Annotated in this window: 15 protein-coding genes; 7 read left to right on the forward strand and 8 right to left on the reverse strand. The window is 54.7% G+C overall.

Features of this window, described 5'->3' with window-relative positions; genetic code table 11:
• Positions 1–140 precede the first annotated feature (140 nt).
• Positions 141–461, reverse strand: a complete 321-nt coding sequence (locus H6G52_RS17820; RefSeq protein WP_190530111.1) for a hypothetical protein — start codon at positions 459–461, stop codon at positions 141–143.
• A 395-nt stretch (positions 462–856) separates the two neighbouring features.
• Positions 857–1,453, reverse strand: coding sequence for a hypothetical protein (locus H6G52_RS17825; RefSeq protein ID WP_190530113.1), 597 nt, complete (start codon positions 1,451–1,453; stop codon positions 857–859).
• Positions 1,454–1,713: 260 nt separating this feature from the next.
• Between H6G52_RS17825 and H6G52_RS17830 the strand changes: the two genes are divergently transcribed.
• A complete protein-coding gene (locus H6G52_RS17830) occupies positions 1,714–5,385 on the forward strand; it encodes a hydantoinase B/oxoprolinase family protein (RefSeq protein WP_190530115.1) in 3,672 nt (1,223 codons plus the stop codon).
• A gap of 20 nt (positions 5,386–5,405) precedes the next feature.
• Here the strand turns inward: H6G52_RS17830 and H6G52_RS17835 are convergent, their stop codons facing one another.
• The 3 genes from H6G52_RS17835 to H6G52_RS17845 form a co-directional block, all read right to left on the reverse strand.
• Positions 5,406–5,741 (reverse strand): XisI protein, encoded by a 336-nt coding sequence (locus H6G52_RS17835; RefSeq protein ID WP_190356232.1) that lies wholly within the window; start codon positions 5,739–5,741, stop codon positions 5,406–5,408.
• Positions 5,711–6,148, reverse strand: a complete 438-nt coding sequence (locus H6G52_RS17840) for an element excision factor XisH family protein (RefSeq protein WP_190530117.1) — start codon at positions 6,146–6,148, stop codon at positions 5,711–5,713. Before H6G52_RS17840 ends, H6G52_RS17835 begins: the two co-directional genes overlap by 31 nt.
• Before the next feature lie 85 nt (positions 6,149–6,233).
• A complete protein-coding gene (locus tag H6G52_RS17845; RefSeq protein WP_190356300.1) occupies positions 6,234–6,599 on the reverse strand; it encodes a helix-turn-helix domain-containing protein in 366 nt (121 codons plus the stop codon).
• 126 nt (positions 6,600–6,725) lie between these two features.
• Here H6G52_RS17845 and H6G52_RS17850 point away from each other — a divergent pair, with 126 nt between their 5' ends.
• Positions 6,726–7,286 (forward strand): cupin domain-containing protein, encoded by a 561-nt coding sequence (locus H6G52_RS17850; protein WP_190356301.1) that lies wholly within the window; start codon positions 6,726–6,728, stop codon positions 7,284–7,286.
• 213 nt (positions 7,287–7,499) lie between these two features.
• Here the strand turns inward: H6G52_RS17850 and H6G52_RS17855 are convergent, their stop codons facing one another.
• On the reverse strand, positions 7,500–8,000 hold the full coding sequence (locus H6G52_RS17855) for a hypothetical protein (RefSeq protein WP_190356302.1): 501 nt from the start codon (positions 7,998–8,000) through the stop codon (positions 7,500–7,502).
• A gap of 501 nt (positions 8,001–8,501) precedes the next feature.
• On the opposite strand from H6G52_RS17855, the gene H6G52_RS17860 reads away from it, so the two are divergent.
• On the forward strand, positions 8,502–9,542 hold the full coding sequence (locus H6G52_RS17860) for a bifunctional heptose 7-phosphate kinase/heptose 1-phosphate adenyltransferase (RefSeq protein ID WP_190530119.1): 1,041 nt from the start codon (positions 8,502–8,504) through the stop codon (positions 9,540–9,542).
• 259 nt (positions 9,543–9,801) lie between these two features.
• On the opposite strand, the gene H6G52_RS17865 is transcribed toward H6G52_RS17860, so the two are convergent.
• Entirely contained in the window at positions 9,802–10,392 is a 591-nt protein-coding gene (locus tag H6G52_RS17865) for a TetR/AcrR family transcriptional regulator (RefSeq protein ID WP_190530144.1), read from the reverse strand.
• Positions 10,393–10,503: 111 nt separating this feature from the next.
• Here H6G52_RS17865 and H6G52_RS17870 point away from each other — a divergent pair, with 111 nt between their 5' ends.
• From H6G52_RS17870 to H6G52_RS17885, 4 genes are all read left to right on the forward strand, one after another.
• Positions 10,504–11,217 carry a GNAT family N-acetyltransferase gene (locus H6G52_RS17870; protein WP_190530120.1) on the forward strand — a complete coding sequence of 238 codons (714 nt, stop codon included), beginning with the start codon at positions 10,504–10,506 and terminating at the stop codon, positions 11,215–11,217.
• Positions 11,217–11,921 carry an SDR family oxidoreductase gene (locus H6G52_RS17875; protein ID WP_190530122.1) on the forward strand — a complete coding sequence of 235 codons (705 nt, stop codon included), beginning with the start codon at positions 11,217–11,219 and terminating at the stop codon, positions 11,919–11,921. The genes H6G52_RS17870 and H6G52_RS17875 overlap by 1 nt, the downstream gene beginning before the upstream one ends.
• Before the next feature lie 72 nt (positions 11,922–11,993).
• The gene (gene rfbB, locus H6G52_RS17880) at positions 11,994–13,109 is read left to right on the forward strand and encodes a dTDP-glucose 4,6-dehydratase (RefSeq protein WP_190530124.1); all 1,116 of its coding nucleotides are present in this window, start codon (positions 11,994–11,996) and stop codon (positions 13,107–13,109) included.
• A gap of 243 nt (positions 13,110–13,352) precedes the next feature.
• Complete coding sequence (locus H6G52_RS17885; RefSeq protein WP_190530126.1) at positions 13,353–14,720, forward strand: Fic family protein; 1,368 nt, start codon at positions 13,353–13,355, stop codon at positions 14,718–14,720.
• Positions 14,721–14,726: 6 nt separating this feature from the next.
• Here the strand turns inward: H6G52_RS17885 and H6G52_RS17890 are convergent, their stop codons facing one another.
• Entirely contained in the window at positions 14,727–16,529 is a 1,803-nt protein-coding gene (locus H6G52_RS17890; protein ID WP_190530128.1) for a proline--tRNA ligase, read from the reverse strand.
• Positions 16,530–16,652: the final 123 nt, after the last annotated feature.

A 16,652-nucleotide genomic window follows, 5' to 3' on the forward strand; every position in this document is an offset into this window, starting at 1 on the left:
ATGGCAGACCGTTTGACCCCAGCCAACTAGCGGTCGCCACAGCTCCTGGCTCTTAAGCTTTACCTTTCTTCACTCTCAGCCCCTTGCGTCTATCCGGGGAACACAGTATCTACCGGCTAATTAAAACTAGTTAGGTATGTTTAGAATCCTTGGCGCAAGCTAATATGCCCATACGTTCTAGGGATAATCACGTAAAAATCGCTGTAGTTTTTCTTTAAGCTCTCGATAGAAAGACCCATTTCAAGGGCTACACTTTCCTCTGTTGGAACTGCTCCATCTTCTTGAAGCTTACGAATAGCACCAGCGAGTATTAGAATCTTAAACTCATCAACTTTCATTTCAAATATTTGAATATCTTTTTCTCCTTCTCTATGCCGATCCCAGCATGAGTGTACTTGCCAAGGACTTCCTAAACTATCAAATAAAACAGAATCGCCGTACCCATTTGTGTGATAGTACACTTCTGCACCACACCACCAACAAATAGTCCTATGAGTTCTCGCAGAGTCAGTGTTGGAAGTGGATACGCAGGTGGTACGGGCTGTATAGCTCGTAAAATTTCTGAGATCACTTAAATCAAGGTTATTGAATGGCCGTCCCCCTCCACCGGAACACCAACCGCAAGTACATGATGGGTAATGATTGTAACCAGGCATCGATCATTCTCCTGACTTGTAAAAGTCTTCTAGGATTTTCATTGAATAAAATCAAGTTGATAGGTTTTATAAAAAACAACATTTCTTGAGCATATTTTTATGTGGGACGAAATACTTCATTTAGTCGAAGTCAGTTAGCAAGATTGTTGGTTATTGACTTGAATAGTTTGATTACGGCCTATGATTCTCTCAAGCAAGAACTACTCCCAAGGATTGTCGTCTGCCCATGACTCATCACTATAATCATCATGAACTGGAAAAGATCCAAATCGGCTCTGCTGATATTCACGTCGGTGATATCCAATATATTTACTTCCGTCCATTGCATCTACGCTATTGCATGAATACCAATCTGCATGGTTTTCGGAATATTGGTCATTACGCAAGCATTCCTCCGTGGTGTTGCCATTAAGATTCTCAATAGGATGCTTCCTGCATCGACTTAGTGTAGGCAGTCGATTTGTATGCTTGAAGTCTTCCATCATTTGTAAATAAACAGTTTCCAAGTTCTTTGAAATCATTTCATATTCATTCTGATGAAATGGAAAATTATAAAGTTCTTGGTAGATATCCCTGATTTCTCTAAAGGAATATCCCATAAAGTTAGAAAGCACCATAACAGTCAGTACTTTAGAATTTTGGGGGCTGTAGAGATGACTCCTTTTTCTCTTAAGCCACATATCTATAACACCGATAGCTTGTCGCAAGAATTGCTTTCGCGCAAAATCAGGTGATTTGCTTTTATTAGATGTTTTCTTAGATTTCTTGTTTTTTTGTTTAGGGCTGCCTTTTTCCATTTTTAGAGCCTTCTATACCCATGTAGATTGTTAGACGTTTTGGTTTATTTCTCTAAAAGTTTAATAACTTGCAAGATTACTTGTTTACAGTGCTTGGAACTTTATTAAGATAAGCTCACAGTTTAAAATACGGTTTTTCTAGGCTACTGTTCTAGTTTAACCTACATACAGCATGATCGCCTTTGCCAACTCCCCGATCGCCCGTGACGGCCCTAATCGATATGATAAATCGAGATTAGGCGCTTCGGGTGGGGCAAAGCATGGATCGGCGTTGGTGGTTTTGGATCGATCGCGGGGGCACGTTTACCGACATTGTGGCGCGGCGGCCCGATGGGCGGCTGGTGGTGCATAAGCTGCTGTCGGAAAACCCCGATCGCTATGCCGATGCGCCCGTCCAGGGCATTCGCGACCTGATGGGATTGGCCGCCGACGAGCCGATCGACCTGGCGCAGATTGGGGCGATCGAGATGGGAACCACCGTCGCCACCAACGCCCTGCTAGAACGCAAAGGCGATCGCACCGTGCTGGTGATTACCGAAGGGTTTGGCGATGCCCTGAAGATTGGCTACCAAAACCGACCGGATATTTTTGCGCTGGAGATTCGCAAACCCGCGCCACTTTATGAACGGGCGATCGAGGTGCGAGAACGGTTGAGCGCCCAGGGGGAAGTGGTGCGGCCCTTCGATGCAGCGGCCCAGGCGGACTTGTTGGCGCAACTGAAGGCGGCGCGGGCCGAGGGTTGCACCAGTTGCGCGATCGCCCTGATCCATGGCTATCGCCATCCCCAGCATGAGCACATCGCGGCGGCCTTGGCGGAGGCGGCGGGCTTTGAGCAAATTTCCGTGTCCCATCACGTGAGTCCGCTGATCAAGCTGGTTAGCCGCGCCGAAACCACCGTGGTTGATGCTTACCTGTCGCCCGTGCTGCGGCGTTATGTGAACCAGGTGCGATCGACCCTGGCGGGGCCGAACCGTGAGGCCTTGGCGGGCAAGCTGTTTTTTATGCAGTCCAACGGCGGGCTGACCGATGCTGATCGGTTCCGGGGCAAAGATGCGGTGCTGTCGGGGCCGGCGGGCGGCATTGTCGGGGCGGTGCAAACCTGCGTGGCGGCAGGCTTTGAGCAAATCGTCACCTTTGATATGGGCGGCACGTCCACCGATGTGGCCCACTATGCGGGCGAGTATGAGCGGCAGTTTGAGACGGCGGTGGCGGGGGTGCGGCTGCGGGCTCCGATGATGGCGATCCATACGGTGGCGGCGGGCGGCGGCTCGATTTTGCACTTCGATGGCCAGCGCTACCGGGTGGGGCCGGACTCGGCGGGGGCGAATCCCGGCCCGGCGGCCTACGGGCGCGGCGGCCCCCTGACCGTCACCGATTGCAATGTGCAGCTTGGGAAGTTGCACCCGGACTTTTTCCCGGCGGTGTTTGGCCCCGAGGGCGATCGCCCCTTGAACCAGGCGATCGTGGCGGAACGGTTCGCGGCTCTCACGGCGACGATCGCCCAGGCCACCAGCGACGGCCGCAGCCCGGAAGCGGTGGCGGCCGGGTTCCTGGCGATCGCGATCGAGAAAATGGCGGCGGCGATCAAGCAAATTTCCGTCCAGCGCGGCTACGATTTGGCGCACTACACCCTCTGTTGCTTCGGCGGGGCGGGGGGCCAGCACGCTTGCCTGTTGGCGGAAGCGCTGGGGATGACGCGGATTTTTATCCATCCCTACGCCGGGGTGCTGTCGGCCTATGGGATTGGGCTGGCGGATGTGCGGCAAATTGGCGAACGGGCGATCGAGCAGGTCTTGGAACCGGGGGCGATCGCTGCGTTGGAGCCGATCTTTGGCGACTTACAACGGTCACTGGAGCCGCAATTGCCGGGATTCCAGGAGGCGATCCGCACGGCCCGGCTGCGCTACGGCGGCACGGATTCGCCCTTGGTAGTGAGCTGGCCGGCGGCCACGGAACCCGACCCGGCGGCCTGGTTGCGCGATCGATTCGAGGCAATCCACCGCCAGCGCTACGGGTTCGCCCTGCCCGATAAGCCGGTGGTGATTGAGGCGATCGCCCTGGAGTTGGTGCGCCATAAAGATCTGCCGCCGGAACCGCTGCTGGTTGCCAGTCGATCGACCCCGCCGGAACCGATTACGACGATTCGGATCTATACGGCCGATCGCTGGTGGGATGCGCCGGTCTTTGGGCGATCGGATTTGCAACCGGGCGATCGAATCGTCGGGCCAGCGGTGATTGTGGAACCAACGGGCACAAACGTGATTGAACCGGGCTGGGCGGCCACCTTGGGCGATCGGGGTGGCCTAGTCCTCGAAACCCTCGCCCCAACCGATCTAGACAAGGGGCTTCAGCATCTTGTCCGAACCGACGACGAGCCAGTGCCGCAGCCCGATCCGGTGCGCTTAGAGATCTTCAACAACCGGTTCAGCGCGATCGCCGAGCAGATGGGCGCAACCCTGCAAAACACCAGCTATTCCGTGAATATCAAGGAGCGGCTGGACTTCTCCTGCGCCCTGTTCGATCGCGCCGGTCAACTGATCGCCAACGCACCTCACATTCCCGTCCACCTCGGTTCCATGGGCGAAACGGTCACAGCCCTGATGGCGGCGCGGGAGTTGCGGCCCGGCGATGTGTTTGCCAGCAACAACCCCTACAACGGCGGCACGCACCTGCCCGATATCACCGTGATTACGCCGGTCTGGTTGCGATCGCCCGCCGGAGTCCTGAGCGATCGCCCCGATTTCTTCGTCGCCTCCCGCGGCCACCATGCGGACTTGGGCGGCCTCACACCAGGATCGATGCCACCCCACAGCCACTCGATCGCCGAAGAAGGCATCCTGTTTGACTTCCTGCCGATCGTCCGCGCCGGGGAATTCCTAGAGGCTGACGTGCTCGCGCAACTGGCTGACAATCCCTACCCCGCCCGCAACCCGGTGCAAAACCTGGCGGACTTGCAGGCGCAAATTGCCGCCAACGAGCGCGGTTGCCAGGAATTGCAGCGCCTGGCGGATACCTACGGAGCCGCCACGATTCAAGCCTACGCTGGGTTTGTGCAGGACAACGCCGCCGCCTCGGTGGAACGGGCGATCGCCCAATTGCGCGACGGGCAAGCGACGATCACCCTCGACTGCGGGGCGCAGATTACGGTGCAAGTGCGGATCGATCGGGCGCGGCGGCGGGCGGCGATCGACTTCAGCGGCACATCGCCCCAGCAGCCGAACAACTTCAACGCCCCGATCGCAATCACCAAAGCCGCCGTGCTCTACGTGTTCCGCACCCTCGTGGCGGATGAAATCCCCCTGAATGCCGGGTGTTTGCGCCCGATCGATTTGACCGTGCCACCCGCCAGCCTGCTCGATCCCCGATCGCCCGCCGCCGTCGTGGCCGGCAACGTGGAAACCTCCCAAGCCGTCGTCGATGCGCTCTACCAAGCCCTCGGGGTGATGGCCAACGCCCAGGGCACGATGAACAACTTCACCTTTGGGAGCGATCGACACCAATATTACGAAACGATCTGCGGCGGCGCGGGGGCGGGCGCAACTTTCCCCGGAGCCGACGCGGTGCAAACGCACATGACCAACTCCCGGCTCACAGACCCCGAGGTGTTAGAGTGGCGCTATCCGGTGCGGCTGGAGTCCTTCCAAATTCGCCCCGACAGCGGCGGCACGGGCCAACAGCGCGGCGGCAACGGCGTGATCCGCAAACTGCGCTTTTTGGAACCGATGACGGCGGCGATCGTCTCGGGGCGGCGATCAACCCAACCGGCGGGCCTGGCCGGCGGCGCACCGGGTCAACCGGGCCGCGCCTGGGTGGAACGGCTGAACGGGGCGATCGACCCGCTCGGGGCTACTGACCAGGTACAGGTAGAAGCGGGTGAGGCGATCGCGATCGAAACCCCCGGCGGCGGCGGCTATGGCCGATTGGAGAACTGATTCTGTTTAACAAAAACTGATTAGGTGATCGCATAGCCGCTAAATTGGCGGCGAAAGGGGGATTGGAAACCCAACACAATATCCGCAGCGGGCACGCCATGCTCCATCAGCCGTTTACCGATCGCCATTTCAGTGCCGTTATGTTGCACCCAGATTTTTCCATCTTTAATGTCTAGGTGCAAAATCAAATTAAAAATTCGCTGATCCCCTTCCCAGCCGATATAAGTTAACTGGTAGTGATGCCGTTCCGGGTCACAGATAATTACTGTCTCTACGTCATCCGACTGACAGTAGGGATGGGCCTCTTCCATCAGTAAATCTTGAATTACTTGATGGTATCTCTGTAGCTTATCCATTGCTCAATCACCTCTTGCAGCGGGCAATAAACAATCAAGTTGACTTCATATCGTCTCAAGGACTTCTGAATAAAAGAGACTTGAAAAAAATCTTGATAGCTATCTTTTGGAACTGCTAAATAGAGAACACGATCTGGTTCTTTGTCTTCTAGGGCTTGCAAGTAGTTCAAATATTGACCTAATGCAGCATGAAAGTCACTGATTTCTGAGTCTGAAATAAAGCTTTTAATCTCTACTGCGATTTTTTCGTGATTGCGCTGAGCTGCAATTGTTGTCTCAGCCCCTAGATCGATTTTGAGCTTAATCGTTTCGCTAATCTGAATTGTAAATGGATCGTGTGTAATCGTCCATCCTTCTTTATTTAAGCCATGTTTAACGGCTTCGTGAAATTGGTCTTTGCGCGACATGACGTTCTTCAGTCTTTATAGTGTTACAGAAGTGGTCAGATTCAAACTATAGAGCACCTATGACTGATGCGAATTAGCCGCAGGCTCAATCTGAATTAGCGGAACTTGAATCTAAAGCATCCGGTAGGCGAGCTTCAGGAAATTGTTTCAGGCCCCAGCGAGCGATCGAGCGCAGCACAGGACGCAAACTTTCGCCCGCCTCCGTAAGTTGGTAATTCATGCGGCGAGTGTGATTGCTGTAGGGCTGTTTGGTAATCAGCCCCAGGGCTTCCAGAGACTTCAGGCGGCTGGCCAAAATATTGGTGGAAATTCCCTCGGGCGATTCCAAAAACTCCTCAAAGCGCTGCTTACCAAAAAACAGCATGTCCCGAATGACCAGCAGCGTCCACCGATCGCCCAGGAGATCCAGCGTACAGGCGATCGGGCAGTGAGATCGGTGGTCAACCGCCATAGCACAAGGCTCCAAAATTCATTCCCGTTCAGGAATTTACAACTTTTTCAAGTCTCCCTTGCATTTTACAAGTAACCCTGTTAGTTTGATTTTGACTTGCAACTTGCAACTTAAAAGTTAATCGCCATGTACCACGCCCCATCCAACACCCAACCCACAGCCCAGACCGGCCCAGACTTTGCCGTGACCCACGCGGGGCCGCTTGCCAACCTCGAACAGTTCACCTTTACCCTCAACCTGGGCGATCGATCGCTGCCAACGCCTGGAAAACTGTTCTTGAAGGATTTACTAGGGTTAACCGGGGCAGAAATTTCTGTTAATAGCCTTTCGCCCAAAGAGTCGCTGCTTTTCTATCACAAGCATCAGCAAAATGAAGAGGTTTATCTCTTTTTGGCGGGGGAGGGAGAATTTCAAGTCAATAACTGGGTTTTTCCAGTCCAAGAAGGCAGCTTTGTGCGGGTCAGTCCCGATGGTGAACGCTGTTTGCGTAATCGATCGCCCGTCGATCGCCTAGTTTGGATTGTGGTACAGGTGCGTGCTCAGTCCTATTCCTCGGGGAGCACCACGGAGGATGGAATCATGGTTCCCAAGCGGGTGAGTTGGATGGGCAAACAGGTGCTTAGCCCTGATAAAGTTCCAACGCCTCAACAAGGGCTAGATTCTGCACAAGGTGACCGTGGAGCTTAGAAAAATTCAGCTACCCAGCGTTTACCGAGTGTTAACAAAGGCAATCCATTTCCAGCGATCGGGCGATCGCAAGCACAATCACAGAACAGGAATCTTGTTGGACGATCGATCCATCAACAGAGAAAAGCAATCAAGCGCAATCCCCTAGCGTTGCTCCACCATCCAACAAGTTTTTCATCTCAGATTTAATTGACTTGCACGCTAACCAATACACTACTTACCGGCACAGTAGGTGTTCACTTCCTTGACCAAGGCGCTTTCGTCCTTCGCCGCCGTTTCTCCCATCTTGCTGGCCCCGGTCACATCTTCCTGCAATTGCTTCAGCCGCTTCAAGCTTTCAGGACTCGGCTTTTTCGTCTTTTCCATTTCCTCCAATGCGCCGCCCACTTTGCTGGAAGCGGTGCTCAAGTCCGAATAGATTTTGACAAACCGTCCCTGAAAACCCTTCAGGGTCTCATCGGCCACTTCCACAGCCCCAATTTCTGTCGATAAGCCACTCAGATCCGTGGACAGTTTCTTCATCGCCGGGGCATCCATCCCCTTGATGCTGGAGCTGATCTGCTGCCCTTTGTTCACAACGGCAATCAGCTTATTGCATTGGGCAACTTTGCTTTCGCCACAACCCACCAAAGCTAAGGACAGCACCGCAGAAGCGGCCACTAATCGCCCAGCAGATAGGGATTGACCAAGGCGATGAATCAGGGTGAAAGACATGGGTAAAACACTCCTCAAATGGAAGTCATTTTGAATGATCTAAAAAATCAGCCAATTGCGCTAGCCACGGAACCCAAAGCTTATCAAAATTTTCGGAAATTAACACAGTTGACAAGCACAACGCTGATTATCCACAATCAATCACCACAAGAAATTGAATGATGATTGATGTTTCGATTCAGTCAAGTCTTGATCACAAGAAATCGTTTCCTGAGGTTGATGAATTTTGAAGAATTTGGATCTAATCAGAGTTCTGTCTTAGGTTGCGCAATCCCCGGCGGAATACGAAGCAGAATACGAATTGGTTGTTCACGAAAACCAGCAACCCATCACTCAAGAACCATGGCTAGCCGTTAAAGGAATCGGTCTTTTTTATTTTTATTACCTCTACGAACACGCTCAACTGCTCGCAGAGTCTTTGAATGAATGGAATGTGGTTTCAGCAGTGATCCTGATGTGCTGATAGCCTATTCTATGCTTGCGATCGTAACCTTGCCCCCTATGACTTTTGATCCAGACTTCATGCCGTTGTTGCGCCGATCGACCGATCGACTATTGACCCTGATCGATCGCTTCGGGGAAGCGCAGGTGTTGGTGGTGGGCGATCTGACCTTGGATGAGTTTCTGACGGGATATGTGGAACGAATTTCCCGAGAAGCGCCAGTGCCGATCATCCGCCACGAACGAACGCGCCAAGTGCCCGGCGGCGGGGCCAATGCGGTCTATAACCTAGCTAAGCTCGGGGCAAACGTCCAGGTTGCTGGCTTTTTGGGGGACGATGTGCAAGGGCTGGCCATGCGTCAAATCTTTGAGGCGGCGGGCATTGACACCACCGGGGCGCTGGTGGAAGCGGCGCGGCCCACGGTGACAAAAACCCGGATTTCGGCCCACTCGCGCCAGTCCGTGACCCAACAGATCGTCCGGTTCGATCGCAAATCTGACGATCCCCCCACAGCGGCCGACTGCGATCGCCTGGCTGAGTTTGTGGCCGATCGCGCCCCCAAGGCCCAGGCGGTGGTTTGCTCCGACTACGGCGATGGGGTGTTTTCCAGCGGCGTGATCCAAGCGGCCCTGACCGGCCAGCCGGTGATCGTTGATGCCCAAAAGGAACTCACCCGCTACCGGGGAGCCACGTGGTTTACGCCCAACCTGCCGGAAGCGGAACGGGAAGCGGGCTTTGGCATCACCGACCAAGAGAGTTTACTGAAGGCGGGGGCAACGCTGCTGGCCAAAACCGAGGCGGAATACGTGTTGATCACCTGTGGCGAGTCGGGAATGAGCTTGTTTGGGCGATCGGGCGACGTGTCCCACATTCCCGCCTTCAACCGGGCGGAGGTGTTTGACGTGACCGGCGCGGGCGACACGGTGGTGGCGGCCTTGACCTTGGGCTACGTGCTGGGGGCCACGCCTTGGGAAGCGGCGGTGCTGGGCAACTTGGCCGCCAGCCTGGTGGTGCGCCACATCGGTACAGCTACCACCAGCCGGGATGAGATGAAACGGGCCTTGAAAGCACTGCTCGATCGTCATGAGGGTGCTGACTGAGCTGTGCTGGTTGCAGGGCGATCGAACGGGTGAGGGTCGTAGTGCTTCCTCAACAGCAAGACATGAAGCGATTCCGTTCTGCTCCAAGTGTTTAGGGCTACCCTGAATTTTCGGGTTTAGGCTGTGTGATTAGGTATTGCCCTAGCTGTTAGTGATGGATTGCCCGATACGTGATCCATCACTAGCCAGGGGAACAAGAATTTCAAAGCTAACGCGCTAGATAATCCATGCAAGGGTAATTGAGTTTCACGCTAGAGACTCATGTTTTTCGATGATGCGTTAAGAGGACTTCAATTAATTTTTTAGCTGTTTCTAGGCGATCGTGATGATCCGCTTGGGCTATCCATGTGGCTAGCTCGTTGAGCGCTCCATTAACCAAATGCGAAAACCCTTCTGAATCAATGGTTTGGAGCTGACCAGATTGCACAAGATCTTGAATGGAGGCTTGCAACAATCCAAATCCATACTGATCAAATTCCATCAAGGCTTCTGCTGACAAAACGGCTGGTGCTTCGATTAATAAGAGCCGCCGTAGATCATCTTGTTGGACAACTTCTAGGAAGGATTGACAGCCAAAAATTAATTGCTCCCAAGGGTCATCAATAGCCTGAACTTGGGCATTGATATAGTCACTAACATCCCGATAGGCTTCGGCTACAACTGCCGCAAATAGTCCCGATTTGTCCTTGAAGTGGTGATAGAGTGCACCGCGCGTCACGGCCAACTCACCAATGATTTCTGCCGTACCCGTGGCCGCATAGCCTTGGGTGGAAAAGAGGTGACGAGCGCGATCGAGGATGGCGCGCTGGGTGCGAAAGGCTTGCTCTGCTTTGGTTTGCTTCGGGGGCATGATGATTTTGACATACATACAGCTTGTCTCTTGACAAGGGTAGTGGATTGCTGTCATTTTTAAACATACAGACTGTACGTATGCTAAAGACAACATCTCATATCCATGTCAATGCTGGTATCCCAAAGCCCTCTCGCCACAAAGGACTGGACGATCCGTGCTGCGGAATCGAGGGATATTCCTTTCCTTGCACGGATGATGTACGAAGCAGCCTTGCCGCCTCTGAACCACTGCTTTTGGGGTGACTTCTTGGTGGGACTAGACACTCCGACAATTGCCTTTTTGGAGGCGATCTTACGAGCGGATGGATGTTATTGGGGAAGTATTCAAACCTTTTGGATTTTGGAAGAACGGGGAGAACCGATCGCCGCTGCTGCAGGTTACGAAAGCTCCGTTGCTGACTATTGCCCGGTTAATCGATCGCGCTTGGATCAAATTGCTCAGCACTTGCATTGGACAGCGCCGATGGTGGAACAATTTCGCCAAAACTATGCAGAATTTTGGGGTGGTGACTATCAGCCTCCATTCCTGAAACCCTTTGCACCTTGGACGATTGAAAGTGTTGCCGTTGCGCCCCAAGCTCGCGGTCGAGGCGCTGGGAAATTCTTAGTCCAATTCCTGATCGATCTAGGGCGCGATCGCCAGTATTCCCATGCTGGCATCATGATCATCAATGGCAATGTCGTAGCGCAGCGCACCTACGAATCCTTGGGATTTAAGCCCTATCAAACATTTCATGCGGACTATTTCCAAGGTTTTCTCAACCAAGTATTTCCAGGGTTGACTGGACTGCGCCGAACGCTACAAACCACGGAGGGAGTTTGATGGCTGATCGGGCATTTCAAACCCTTTTGGTGGCGGGGGCCAGTCGCGGTATTGGTTTGGCCGTGGCCGAACATCTCCAAGCCCGAGCCGATCGCCTGGTGAGCGTTTCCCGTACCCCGGCCCCGGTGGGGGAATGGGTAGCGGCGGACTTAGCAACCTCCGAGGGGATTGCTGCTGTGACGGAGGCGATCGGAGCCGATCGCCTGGATGCCCTGCTGTACATGGGCGGCACTTGGGAAACCGATGCCTTCACCAGTCGCTACGCCTTTGAAACCTGTAGCGATGCGGACTTGGAGCGGGTGATCGCGGTGAATCTGTTGGCTCCGATTCGGCTGATTCAGCGCTTGTTGCCGGCCCTGCGGCGATCGCCCAATCCCAAAATCGTTTTGATGGGGGCGCTGTCGGGCTGCGACAACTTCCCGGGGCGCGAAGTGGCCAACAGCGCCTCCAAGTTTGGGCTGCGGGGCGTGGTGCATGCCCTGCGTGAGGAGCTGCGATCGCAACAAATCGCCGCCACCATCATCAATCCGGGCAATGTGGGCACGCCGGAAGTCTTGGCCGACTTGGCGGCGGCGCAACTTGATGGGGGCGCGGCGATTCCCCTGTCGGACTTGCTGATGATTATGGATTGTGTGCTGTCCCTGTCGCGGGCCACCTGCCTTAAGGAAATTGACCTGCCCGCCATGCAGGGAACCGGCGCTTAGGGATGGGGCTGGGGTCTGGTAGGTTTTGTTTGTTGATCTCGACATGCGATCCCTGATCGAAATTCACCCACCATGACTGACTCGATCGCCCGTTCCCCTCGCCGCATCATCATCACGGGTGGTGCGGGCTTCATTGGTTCCAACTTTGTCCGCCACTGGTGCGATCGCTATCCGGGCGATCGGGTGGTGGTACTCGATGCCCTGACCTATGCGGGCAACCGGGCTACTTTGGCCGATCTCGAAGGGGCCGATCGACTGCGGTTTGTCCAAGGCGACATCACTGATCGGGCTTTGATCGATCGGCTCCTGAGCGAAGAGCAAATCGACACGATCGCCCACTTCGCCGCCGAATCCCACGTCGATCGCTCCATTCTCGGCCCCGGCGCATTTGTGCAAACCAACGTGGTCGGCACTTTCACCCTCCTCGAAGCCTTCCGCCAACATTGGCTGGCGGCGGGTAAGCCAGCCGATTGGCGGTTCCTGCATGTGTCCACCGATGAGGTCTACGGCTCCCTGGGCGAAGACGATCCCGCCTTCAGCGAAACCACACCCTACGCGCCCAACAGCCCCTATTCCGCCTCGAAAGCCGGCAGCGACCACCTGGCCCGCGCCTACTTCCACACCTACGGAATGCCGACAATCATCACCAACTGCTCGAATAATTACGGCCCCTACCATTTCCCGGAAAAGCTGATCCCGTTGATGTGCATCAACATCCTGCTGGGCAAGCCGCTGCCGGTCTATGGCGATGGGCAAAACATCCGCGATTGGCTCTATGTGGAAGATCACTGCGGCGGGATCGATGCAGCAATCCACAAGGGCCAACCGGGTGAAGCCTACAACATTGGCGGCAACAACGAGGTGCGGAACCTGGACTTGGTGAAGTTGCTGTGCGAGCTGATGGATGAGCTGGCCCCGCAGCATGGTTGGAGCTTGCCCCAGCAGCCCAGCAGCAGCCTGATTACCTTCGTGACCGATCGCCCCGGCCACGATCGCCGCTATGCGATCAATGCCGAAAAAATCCGCACCGAGCTGGGTTGGGAACCCTCCGTCACGGTCGAAGAGGGATTGCGCCGCACGGTCACTTGGTATTTGACGAATCGCAGTTGGTGGGAACCGCTGCTGTCGGCCGATTACCAAACCTATTACCAAAAAATGTACGATCGCCGCCCGGAAGCGGTGGGCTAATCGTAAGTACAGGGGGCGATCGCCCCGTTAACACCAACCCTAATCTGAGCGATCGCCACAACCCTGTCCATCCCTGGGAACAAGCCAGGATCACGGGGGCTGGGTCTCCTCACCCCGCCCCTGCGACTGATCGGTTGAGAGAACGAGATCATCGGGGTTTCAGGCAATTTGACGACAGGCCCTACTACCCTGTGATTATGCTTAAAACTCAAAAATTATTTTTTGCGGTTAACAAATCCAGCAATGGGCAGAATCAGGACACCACGCACCTTTGAGCAACTCAGCGCAGCAATTTCCTTTGAGCAATGGTCGCCCCTGCTGTCGCGCTATGGCGTGATTGATGAGCAAGGCCGCTATCTACATTGGAATGACTTTCAATGGCGGGTTCAGCCCGGTGACGATGAACAGGCTGCTTGGCTAGCAACCAAATGGGCTAGAGGCATGATTCGCCAAGCAATTCCAATCTTGGCGGCTGAGGGCGATCGCCCCTTCCGGTTTTGTATGCCTAATTCCCTGCTGGCCAACTTGCACCACATTGATCGAATGACCGGCTTGGGTGACAAAGTGGGCGACACGGCCGCGAGTTTCCGCACTGACGAAAAACATAGCTACTTGGTCAAGAGCCTGATCCAAGAAGAAGCGATTACTTCATCACAGTTGGAAGGCGCTTCAACGACTCGGGCTGTGGCCAAAGATATGCTTGAAAAAGGATTAGCTCCCAAAGATAAATCGCAACGGATGATTTTTAACAACTACCAATTAATGAAAAAGGTGGTTGAGCAAAAGTCCGAACCCTTATCGATTCATTTCATCCGTGAACTGCACCAAATTGCCACGGATCAGGCGATTGAAAATCAGGCAATCCCTGGAGAATTCAGAACAGACAATCAGATTTTTATTGCTGACGCTTATCAAGAGACGATTTTCCAGCCGCCCGACTGGGAAACTATTCCCGATCGCCTAGAAGCGCTTTGTACGTTTGCCAACGGCGACTATGGCATCAATAATGCCAAGAGCTTTATTCATCCGGTGGCTAAAGCGATTATTCTGCACTTTATGTTGGCTTATATTCACCCCTTCGGCGATGGGAATGGTCGCACTGCCCGCGCACTGTTTTATTGGAGTGTGCTGAGGTCAGGCTATGACGTTTTTGAATATATTTCCATTAGCAAATTTATTCAGCCCAAGCGCGGTGACTACGATAAAGCGTTTATCTATACGGAAACCGATGACTTTGATTTGACCTATTTTCTTTATAACCAAACGGAAACGATCATCAAAGCAATCCAAGCTTTGCATGACTATTTGGAACGCAAGCAACGAGAATTTTATGAATTTATGGGCTGGATCGATCACAGCCCGATCGCCAAGACCCTGAAACGCGGTCATTTAGAAATTTTAAAGGCAGCTTTCAAGCAACCCGGCCGGGAATTTACCGCCAAGCAAACGGCTGCGGAATTTGGCATTAGCGAAAATACTGCCCGTAGCTATCTGAATCGGTTGGTGGCTCAGGATTTGTTGATTGAGGCGCGATCAAAGGTGGAAAAATCCACCGTTTATATCGCGCCCGCCAATCTACCGACTCGTTTGCAATTGGCCGAGTTGCCCTAGCGATCGCTATGCCTGCAAGGCTTCGGTGATTTTGGTTTGCAACGTGCTGACCAACTCGGCGATCGCCACTTCTTCGGCCGTGCCCGTGGCACGGGTCACCAGTTCCACCTTGCCCTGGGCGATCGCCCGGCCCGTCACCACCCGGAACGGAATCCCGATCAAGTCCGCATCCTTGAACTTCACGCCAGCCCGCTCTTCCCGATCGTCCAGGATCGTTTCGATGCCCGCTGCATTCAGGTCGCTGTAGAGCTGCTGGGCGATCGCCATTTGGTTCTCGTCTGCAATGTTCGGCACGGTGACGATCGCTTGGTACGGGGCGATCGCCACTGGCCAAATCACGCCATTTTTGTCGTGGGACTGTTCCACCGCCGCCTGGGCAATCCGCGACACCCCCACGCCATAGCAGCCCATCCAAAACGGCTGGCTCTCACCGGATTCTGTCGTGAAGGCCGCGCCCATGGCCTGGGAATATTTCAACCCCAGTTGGAAAATGTGACCGGCTTCGATGCCCCGCGCCGATTGCAGGATTTGCGAGGGGTCATGCACCGCCCGATCGCCTGGCCGCGCCAAGTCCAGCTCCACCACTTCCGGCAGTTGGTATTGAGCGCCCCAGTTTGCCCCCACCACGTGATAGCCCGGTTGATTCGCGCCGGTCACGAAGTTTTGGAGCTGGCTGGCGTTCGGATCGACTAACCGCAGGAATTGGGGAGCCGTATCCTTGGCCGGGGCGATGTGGTCGTCGCTCAAGTCTGGTGCAATGTAGCCCAGGGGCAAGGGCTTGGCGGCCCAGGCGGCTTGGGCATCCGCATCGGGCACTTTCAGGGCCAGCACCTTCGTGCCGCCGTAGTTCGGGGCCCGCTGGGTGATTGCGTTGAACAGCTTCACCTCGTTCACGTCCCGATCGCCCCGAATGCTAATCAGCACCAGCACCCGCTTGCCGTTATCCAGCACGGCTTCATAGAGCACGTTTTTCACCACCTGGGTCGGGTCGCACTTCAGCACCTCGCACAAGCGGGCGATCGTGGTGGTGTCCGGCGTTTCCAGGGTTTCAAAACTCGTAAAGGGCGAGGGAACCGCATCCACTGGCTGCGACACAGCTTTTTCCACGTTGGCGGCGTACTGCTCATCTTCCGTGAACAGGATTTCGTCTTCGCCCGTGTCCGCCAGGATCATAAATTCCTGGGAGGCGCTGCCCCCGATCGCCCCGGAATCCGCCTGCACCGGCCGGAACTTCAGGCCACAGCGGCGCAGCATATTCCGATAGGCCTGATCCATCGCGTCGTAGGTTTCTTTCAGGCTTTCGGGCGACGTGTGGAAGGAATAGGCATCCTTCATGATGAATTCGCGACCCCGCAGCAGGCCAAAGCGCGGGCGAATTTCATCGCGGAATTTGGTTTGAATTTGATACAAATTCACCGGTAGTTGGCGATAGGAACGGATCAGCTCCTTGGCCACGGTGGTGATCACTTCCTCGTGGGTGGGCCCGAGCATCAGCTCCCGCTCATGGCGATCGCTCAGGGTAAAGGCGATTCCTTCTGCTTTGTACACATCCCAGCGGCCCGACTCCTGCCACAGTTCCGCCGGTTGCAATTGCGGCAGCAGGCATTCTTGCGCGCCCGTCGCGTCCATTTCCTCGCGCACAATCTGCGACACCTTTTGCAGCACGCGCCACATCAGGGGCAAATAAGCATAAATCCCGCTACCGATTTGGCGGATATAGCCCGCACGCAGCAACAGCTTGTGGCTGGTGACAACGGCTTCGGCGGGGTCTTCACGAAGGGTGACGAACAGGGCTTGGGACAGACGCATAAAACAGCCAGGAGCAATGCACAGTCCAGAATATCGCAGTTGGGGCGATCGGGCAGGGCGATCGCGCGGGTGACTGCATTAGTCTGCCCCGTCTTAAGACAATTAGTTCTTTTACCAAACTGA

It is taken from the genome of Limnothrix sp. FACHB-881 (genome assembly GCF_014698135.1).
In the GTDB taxonomy this organism is placed as follows: domain Bacteria; phylum Cyanobacteriota; class Cyanobacteriia; order CACIAM-69d; family CACIAM-69d; genus CACIAM-69d.

Excerpts from the sequence above, each read along its gene's own strand:
- H6G52_RS17825 (WP_190530113.1), bottom strand. The coding sequence starts at position 1,453 with ATGGAAAAAGGCAGCCCTAAACAAAAAAACAAGAAATCTAAGAAAACA.
- H6G52_RS17830 (WP_190530115.1), top strand. The coding sequence starts at position 1,714 with ATGGATCGGCGTTGGTGGTTTTGGATCGATCGCGGGGGCACGTTTACC.
- H6G52_RS17835 (WP_190356232.1), bottom strand. The coding sequence starts at position 5,741 with ATGGATAAGCTACAGAGATACCATCAAGTAATTCAAGATTTACTGATG.
- H6G52_RS17840 (WP_190530117.1), bottom strand. The coding sequence starts at position 6,148 with ATGTCGCGCAAAGACCAATTTCACGAAGCCGTTAAACATGGCTTAAAT.
- H6G52_RS17845 (WP_190356300.1), bottom strand. The coding sequence starts at position 6,599 with ATGGCGGTTGACCACCGATCTCACTGCCCGATCGCCTGTACGCTGGAT.
- H6G52_RS17850 (WP_190356301.1), top strand. The coding sequence starts at position 6,726 with ATGTACCACGCCCCATCCAACACCCAACCCACAGCCCAGACCGGCCCA.
- H6G52_RS17855 (WP_190356302.1), bottom strand. The coding sequence starts at position 8,000 with ATGTCTTTCACCCTGATTCATCGCCTTGGTCAATCCCTATCTGCTGGG.
- H6G52_RS17860 (WP_190530119.1), top strand. The coding sequence starts at position 8,502 with ATGACTTTTGATCCAGACTTCATGCCGTTGTTGCGCCGATCGACCGAT.
- H6G52_RS17865 (WP_190530144.1), bottom strand. The coding sequence starts at position 10,392 with ATGCCCCCGAAGCAAACCAAAGCAGAGCAAGCCTTTCGCACCCAGCGC.
- H6G52_RS17870 (WP_190530120.1), top strand. The coding sequence starts at position 10,504 with ATGCTGGTATCCCAAAGCCCTCTCGCCACAAAGGACTGGACGATCCGT.
- H6G52_RS17875 (WP_190530122.1), top strand. The coding sequence starts at position 11,217 with ATGGCTGATCGGGCATTTCAAACCCTTTTGGTGGCGGGGGCCAGTCGC.
- rfbB (WP_190530124.1), top strand. The coding sequence starts at position 11,994 with ATGACTGACTCGATCGCCCGTTCCCCTCGCCGCATCATCATCACGGGT.
- H6G52_RS17885 (WP_190530126.1), top strand. The coding sequence starts at position 13,353 with ATGGGCAGAATCAGGACACCACGCACCTTTGAGCAACTCAGCGCAGCA.
- H6G52_RS17890 (WP_190530128.1), bottom strand. The coding sequence starts at position 16,529 with ATGCGTCTGTCCCAAGCCCTGTTCGTCACCCTTCGTGAAGACCCCGCC.